7 protein-coding genes are annotated in these 7,549 nt (G+C 46.2%); 5 read left to right on the top strand and 2 right to left on the bottom strand.

The window, feature by feature from the left end; genetic code table 11:
• Positions 1-237 precede the first annotated feature (237 nt).
• Together GC130_RS02880 and GC130_RS02875 are read right to left on the bottom strand one after the other, a co-directional pair.
• Positions 238-2,835, bottom strand: coding sequence for an FtsX-like permease family protein (locus tag GC130_RS02880; RefSeq protein WP_151996750.1), 2,598 nt, complete (start codon positions 2,833-2,835; stop codon positions 238-240).
• Positions 2,832-3,158, bottom strand: coding sequence for a PadR family transcriptional regulator (locus GC130_RS02875; protein ID WP_151996749.1), 327 nt, complete (start codon positions 3,156-3,158; stop codon positions 2,832-2,834). The genes GC130_RS02880 and GC130_RS02875 overlap by 4 nt, the downstream gene beginning before the upstream one ends.
• Before the next feature lie 335 nt (positions 3,159-3,493).
• Here GC130_RS02875 and GC130_RS02870 point away from each other — a divergent pair, with 335 nt between their 5' ends.
• The 5 genes from GC130_RS02870 to GC130_RS02850 all read left to right on the top strand — a co-directional run bounded on the left by GC130_RS02870 (position 3,494) and on the right by GC130_RS02850 (position 6,990).
• Positions 3,494-3,973: a hypothetical protein gene (locus tag GC130_RS02870; RefSeq protein WP_151996748.1), complete on the top strand. Its 480-nt coding sequence runs from the start codon at positions 3,494-3,496 to the stop codon at positions 3,971-3,973.
• A gap of 85 nt (positions 3,974-4,058) precedes the next feature.
• Positions 4,059-4,553, top strand: coding sequence for a hypothetical protein (locus GC130_RS02865; RefSeq protein ID WP_151996747.1), 495 nt, complete (start codon positions 4,059-4,061; stop codon positions 4,551-4,553).
• Positions 4,554-4,698: 145 nt separating this feature from the next.
• Entirely contained in the window at positions 4,699-5,193 is a 495-nt protein-coding gene (locus GC130_RS02860; protein ID WP_151996746.1) for an outer membrane beta-barrel protein, read from the top strand.
• 348 nt (positions 5,194-5,541) lie between these two features.
• Positions 5,542-6,126: a Crp/Fnr family transcriptional regulator gene (locus GC130_RS02855; protein WP_151996745.1), complete on the top strand. Its 585-nt coding sequence runs from the start codon at positions 5,542-5,544 to the stop codon at positions 6,124-6,126.
• Between the two features lie 60 nt (positions 6,127-6,186).
• Positions 6,187-6,990, top strand: coding sequence for a DUF2306 domain-containing protein (locus GC130_RS02850; protein WP_151996744.1), 804 nt, complete (start codon positions 6,187-6,189; stop codon positions 6,988-6,990).
• Positions 6,991-7,549: the final 559 nt, after the last annotated feature.

Below are 7,549 nucleotides of genomic sequence, written 5' to 3'. Positions count from 1 at the left end.
GCAGTTTTTTCATGAAAACCATCCCACTCCAGGGGGTGATTTCTTTGTCAGTAAAGGCCAGTTTTAAGTCCATCTGCCATGTAAGTTAAAATGACACGGAAAATCGTGCAATTGTGGTCGAAAAAAAAAACAACTCATAGCATTGATAATCAGTGATTTAAAACCTAAAAACCCTAATGGCGGCCATTAGAAATTAAGCCCTAATGACAATTCTGGGTTAATTTATTCGAAGCCATCTTACTCAGTTCGCAACTGCTCCACAGGATTCAACTTACTGGTTTGCATCATTTTGTAGCCCAAAGCACTTACAACAATCCCAAGAATGATCATGGTTGGCCAAACATAGTGGAGAAGGTCAATGTCGATATGGTAGGCATAGATACTATCAAAAACAGCGTTCATCACCACTGACCCGCCGGTAAGGCCAATGAGGGCGGCGATACCAAGGATCCAATAGATGTCCCTTCCCAGCAGGTGGGTGATCTGCTGCCACGAGGCGCCCATCACTTTCCGAACACCAAACTCCTTCTTTCGCTTTTGTGCGATAAGTGAAATGAGCGTGTAGAGCCCAAGAATCGATATAAGAATGGAAATAGTGGCCACTATCGTGCTGATATTGATCATGATAAAGTTGGTTTGCCTCACCTGCTGCATAACGTCTTCCTGAAGAAACCCACCGTAGAGCTCCTGTGGAAACAGCTCATACCATAGGGCTTCCAATTCCCTGTTTTTGTCTGTTGTCAATCCATCCACTTTCAGTGTGGCATAGCTGTAACTTGAAGGAGCTTCAAGGCGCACCATACAAGGCTTTACCTTGTTGTCGAACATGATTTGGCGCAGATTGAAGTTCTCCACTACGCCAATCACAGTGTATTTCTCCCCATTAAATGTGACCGGCTTGTTGAGCGCATCGCCTCCCAGCTGCTCTTCAAGCATTTTGTTGATTACCACTTCTTTCCTGGCCTCGCCTGTGTTGGTCTCACTCTGCGAAAACATTGAGCCATTGATGAGCCTTACTTGCAGTGTTTCAAGGTACCCGGCACCTACACCCAGTTCGGCGACTTCATATTCCTGACCATTGAAACCAATTGAGTGGTTATTAAAGCTGAACCCAATCAGCGAGCTCGTACCAGCCGTTTGCCTGACATCAGTTTGCTGTTTCAGGCGATCTTCTAATGCAGTGTACTGTTGGGGTTGACTCAAAGGAATATTGATCACTCCCCCAAGGTCATAGCCTCTATCGAGCCTTTCCTGATACGATGCGTTGTCGGCGGTGACCAGCAGGCCAAATATATTGTAGAAGCAGAGCGTAAACTGCATTGTAAGCAGTACCGTCATCAGCCTATTCTTACCAGAAAGCACTACTTTGTTTCTGAAGATGGCAAGCGAGGGAAACTTTGAAATGTAGAAAGCAGGATAGGCACTTGCCATCAGCCCGACACACAACACCAGTACCAAACCAAAGTATACAAAAGTGGTCCATGGAATCTGATCAGGTTGAATGATCTCGTAGCTCATCATGGCATTGTAGCCTGGAATCATGTAGTAGGTAAGGGCCAGCGCAATCACCACAGCTATCCCTATCATCAGGAAGTTTTCCAGAATGAACTGAGCAATTGTGCTCGTTCTATTTCCTCCCAGCACTTTTCGCACAGCGATCTCTTTGAGGCGGTTGCCCGATAGCGCAATACTGGTGTTGATAAAATTGAAGCAGGCCAAAAGCAAAATACCAATGGCAGAACCCAATGTACCAGCTACTGCTGCCGGATGCATTTGCGGTACAAAAGCAGAATTGTGCAACGATGCCTCTAGGGCTGGCCACTCCAGTATATTGTCGAGTCTGTAGCTGCTGATTTGTAAGTCCTTATTCGCTTGGTTCTGAACATTAAGGTAAGTATTCATTTGTGACACCGCCCTGGTCATATCGCCTTCAGGTGCGTAAATAAACGTGCCATCTACCCAATTGGACCAGCTATTTTCATCCATTCCATAAAAGTCTGATAAGTGCTCAAAGTCGGCAATGATAGACAGCCTGAAGCTCGTATTGTTAGGGAGCTTTGGGAAAACATCTTTCACGGTTAATAGCCGTTCCTGATGATTTGGCAATATAACCGTCAGCAGTTTGCCAACGGGGTAGGGGTCGCCAAAGAATTTCATCGCAGTTTCATCCGATACATACACTTCACCATGGCTCAGGGCAGGGAGTGGTTGGCTGTTGAGGTTTGCTAAATCAAAGTAGCGAATGAAGCCGGGGTCGGTAAAGGACAAGCCTTCCATGAACAGCTTATGTCCGCTTCCGGTGCCAGCCTGGTTCTCAAGCTTCACAGCTATGCGCTCGTCGTGATAGCGAAAGGCTGTTATGCCGGCGAGGTTCAGGGCAGGGGCAAGGGCTGCCGGACTGGTACCTACGGTTGATTCACCAGTGCGCAGTCCGTTGACTTTATAAAGGGATGTTGCCTCAGGGAAATATTCGTTGAAAGTATCGTTGAACCGATAGTTGAAATACCCGATGGTGCCGATGGAAAGCGCAAGGGCCATACCCAGGATATTGGCTCCTATATAGAATGGGTTGTGCTTGAAGGCCCGAATGGAAGTAATAAGGTAATTTCCTGTCAACTGACTGATCCTCACGGCAGGTACGTTTTTGATTACAGATGGACGCATCAGCTTTAGTATCTCTAGCCGGTAAATTCTTCGTGCTCGCTTCAAACCAAAGCTTTCAATGTTTTCTCCAAAAGCCTCTTCCAGGTCTCCCTGAAGCTCTTCGAACAGTTCTTCCCTACAAAACCATTGTAGCAGCCGGGACCAAAACTTGGGTAAGTGCGGATGACTCATAACAGTTGTGTTGAAGGGACAAGGCTCCACATTTCGTCTCTGAGGGTTTTCATTTCCCTGAGGCTGGCTTTGCCACTCACAGTAAGCGCATAGTAGCGCTTGCGCCGACCGCCACGTTCTTGTGTAGCACCGCCATAGTGGGAGGTAACAAACCCTTTTTCGCTCAATCGTGTGAGAGCTGTGTGCAATGCGCCCCGGCTCAAACGCCTGTTGAGTCTTTCACTGATGTCCTGCTGAATTTTCAGTCCATAAGCATCTTCATCAAGTATCAGTATCGAAAGAAGTATAACCTCTTGTAATTCACCGAGCTGCGTTCCCTTCATAGTATTAGTGTTCTAATTGGAGACCAAATATAAAGACTTATTTGTTTCTTAAATGGAGACTTGACAAAATTTTACAATTGCAAGGCTCTCCCTGTCCTCTTTATCAAACCAATATTTTATTACTGATTCGAAAAGGGTATTTTGAAACCATGAAATAGCCATAAGGAATACCCTACCCAACGGACCGGCGTGGAACGATGAATAACCAGTCAACAGACTACGATCTATTCCGTAATGGTACAGGCTATTCCCGCTTCGGCGGCGGTTCGCCGAGCGACCGATCTGGCCTCTAAAAAGTAAATTTTATACAGATAAAAACGGGATTCGGATTTATATTGACGATATGTATTGGTCTACTGGGGCTGGCAGTCTTGTACCAGTCGACTTGTCAGTACCTGCTGGAAGGTGAGACTTTATACGACTATGGCCTGCCCATAAAAGCCGATGTGATAGGGGAGAGCGTGGTTGAAAAACGTGAAAGAAGCAGCAATGGTAAATTCAGAGACTATCTTGAGATTACACCCATCATAAGTTTTGAACATCCCCAAATGACGGTTATCGATACTGCCCGTCAATTTACCCGCATTATTTTCAAAGGCAGTACAGACGATCCGTCTGAAGTTCACACAGGAGATACCCTCAGCCTTCTTGTGAACCCCACAGTTCCCGAAGCGTATATCGTAGCCGGAGAAGCCGATTCCGACAATTGGGTTGGCTTCATTCTTTGGGGTGGGATGGGCGCAGTCCTCATGTTTTGGTTTTACAGGCGGTTCAAAAGCCATTTTCCAAAAGAGGCTGAAACGAGACAACTTTGACAGCACACTAATTTTTAACTAAAACATTAGTTTATATATAACTATATTTTTAGTTTTGAGGAGTCACCACCGTGCTTCCTCATGTATGAATAGATTTCCGGCGCTTGTCCTTCTGCTGTTAGCCTTTAGTTCTTGCAATAGAACGCTGCTGACCAGAAATACGCCTCCATGTAAATTTCGCCTTACTCAACAGGCACTGTTGCTTGCCAACAAAAGGTGGCAGGAGGTAAGCATAGAGGCAAGGAGGTTATCCGATGGCGCAATGCCGAACACAAAAGATTTCAAAGACGTTACCGGCCAATTCAATCCATCTGATCTTGATGACGTAGCCATCTTTGATGCGAAAGGCACCTATGTCTTCGACGAGGGGCCAGTCAAAGCCCGACCCGAAAGCCCACAGGTGTATGAGAAGGGAACCTGGTGTATTTGCAAAGGAGGGAGTCAGCTCATTCTTACCAACGGCCCCGCCATCACTGTATATGACATCATTGAGCTAAAGGAGCAATCGCTTGTATTACAGCTGCAGCGAAGCAACGAGGACATCGCTGATACTTATCTGCTTACTTACCAACCTTTTTGAGTAGTGGGGCCTAAGCCGAAGTCATAATTTAACTACCTTCTTTTCAAATGCTGTATCCATCAATTTTGATAAGCAAAACTGATTTATTTTGCTTTTATTCGGGCGTTTAATAATCAGTTCATTTTAATTTTAACTAACCAGCATTATGAGAAAATTTATCATTCTATCGTTTTTTGGTGCTCTTTGTTTTCTGCAAGTAAAAGCCCAGGATGTAAGCCTGAAAGGGGGTCTTGGGTACGCCATGCAAAGTGAAAAATTAGGGGTGCTACTTGGAGCCAGGGTGGGCCTCACGCCGAAAATAGATCTAGCAGGAGGTTTTGGGTTGTTCTTTCCGGATTCCTACAACGATGGTGCAGGAAACAAGGTAAAATCGAATATCTGGATGTTCGACGTAGACGGCCACTACAATTTCACACCAGGAGGGGGAGTCAAACTCTATCCTTTGGTGGGGATAAACTTCACAACCGGAAAAGTAAAAGTCAATGACACCAAAACGACCAACACAGAAGTAGGTCTGAACATGGGTGGGGGCCTGGCTTATTCCTTCACAAGCAAGATTGACGGATTCTTTGAGATCAAATATATCCTGGGCAATGCAGACCAGGGCATGTTGGGATTTGGCGTATTCTATAAGTTATAATAGTTCGCAGGGAGGATGGCCGGTCTGCATTGGGAGACCGGCTGTTCTTATTTGTGCCATGCTAACCACAATTGCAACTTCGCAATTCAGCTCTGCGGCTCCTATTTTTTTAAAACAGAGACATCGTACTGTTTAACCTTTTCCGGTTTCGGGATCAAATCAGTGTGCAGCGAAGCCATTTCGTAGTCCGCAGGTTGACAGAGAAAAAGCTTCTGCCAGAAGGAAAATTCCCTCGCACAGGGTAAGAGCGGCAGTCAGACAACCCTTCTCAGTTGGTCATTGTCTTGCACTCTTCAATTATTAAAGGGATATCTCTTATATTGTCCCTCCGGTTAACTCTCACGCACAATGAACCACTACTTCGAAACATTTTTTAGTTATGTGGAACAGATTCTTACCATGCCTGAAAGTGACAAGGAGCAATGCAGACAGTATTTTACCCCGCTTTGGGTGCCAAAAGATACCATACTTGAAGAAGCTGGAAAAGTGCCCAAATACCACAACTTCATCGTGTCGGGCTATATGAGGAACTTCCAGGTTGATGAAAAAGGAGAAGAAGTAACGGTTGACCTAAACCACGGCCCAAGATTCTTTACTTCTTATTTCCATTTTGCTAACCAGACAGTTTCGAACGAAAACCTCCACTGTATTACCGACTGCGAGCTGCTTAGAATCACCAAGGAAGGTTTTGACATCACGGTGGCCACTGGTTTGACCGCAAAAGACTACGCTTTATTACTTTTTCAGAAGCTCATGGAAGAGGACAAGCAAAGAACGACTGACCTTGCTACCCTCAGCGCCGAGCAGCGCTACCTCAAGCTGGTTGACGAAAAGCCAAACATTTCAAAAAACATCCCGCTCAAATACATCTCCTCTTACCTGGGCATCAAGCCCGAGAGCCTGAGTCGCATCAGGCGGGAGTTGCTTTCCTAACAATTGTTAAGTGTGCTTGCTTTTTGGTCAGCTATTATTGTCTGGTCAAAAAAACTCAATATGAAAGTACAGAATCATTCCGTAGCAACGAAGGCTGTGGATCTTGCCACAAAGTCATGGTTTGTAGTGGCAGTAATAGGGCAAATGATCTTTGCCTGTTACGTGCTCATGCTCTACTGGAAGTCGGCGGCTCTCGGCGACTTTGAAAGGTGGAATGCGGCCTCTTCACACTTCTATGTCAAGGGCGACCTGCTGGGTAATACCATCTTTGGCTTACATGTAGCCCTGGCAGCCATCATCACGATTTTGGGTCCTATGCAGCTCGTTCCACAGGTTCGCAACTATGCGCCCAGCTTTCACAGGATCAGTGGACGTATCTACATCTTTTCGGCCTTCCTCATCAGCCTGGCAGGCCTTTACCTCAGCTGGATAAAAGGATCCGTTGGGGGGCTGGAAGGTTCGGTGGTTATCACCATGAATGCGGTGATTATTATGATTTGTGCCTTCTTCGCAGTAAAAAATGCTATTCGCCGGAACATCGCTTCACACAATCAATGGGCAGTGCATTTATTCCTGGCCATGAGCGGCGTTTGGCTGTTCCGGGTATTCCTGATGTTGTGGATCATGGCATGGAGAGCACCTGTTGGTTTTGACCCCGAAACTTTCACCGGGCCATTCTTGAACTTTCTTGGCTTTATGGTCTATGTCTTTCCTCAAGCCATTGTCGCTTTCTATTTTTTGGCTAAAAAGTCACAGGTGTCCGCAACAAAATGGGCGTTTTCCGGCCTGGTTTTTTTGATCACTATAGGCACTGCCCTGGGCATAGTAGCAGCTACTATGGGGTTGTGGGTGCCGAGGATGTAGGTGTAGAAAGAGAGGTGTCTGATCAGACGAACTTGGCGACTAAGGGGTTACTCTAGCCAGCACCACAAGAGTAACCTCGTAATTGATGGGACGGCTTGGGTTTTAAGTGGTGGAACATTCCAAATTTCGAAGCTGAATCATCACTAAGCGAAGCCTTTTCGCAGCAGAGCGGAGAAATCCTATGCGAGCAGCAAGAGAGTACGGAAACTGAATCGGTGACCCGATTTCATTTCAAAAACAAGGGCTTGCAAGGCTGTAGAAGATTCCTCCGTTTCACTGCGGAATGGCTGTGACACAGGGTTCGGTCGTTTGGACGGCTATTCGAGGAAACTTCGGCTGTTGGAATAGCTGCAACACTTGTGATGGATCGCCTGGCAGTCTTTCGAATGCGAGGCTGCTGGGATACGACGGTTTATGATTCGAAGCCTGATCATCACTCAGCGAAGCCATTTCGCAGCGGAGCGGAGAAATCATATGCGAGCAGTAAAAGCGTACGGTGTCTGAATCAATGACCGGATTCCACTTCAAAAACAAGGACTTGCAAGGCTGTAGAAGATTC

It is taken from the genome of Imperialibacter sp. EC-SDR9 (assembly GCF_902498805.1).
Taxonomy (GTDB): Bacteria; Bacteroidota; Bacteroidia; order Cytophagales; family Cyclobacteriaceae; genus Imperialibacter.
Note: the sequence above shows the minus strand (reverse complement) of the source record. Positions and strands in the feature narration are given on the sequence as shown.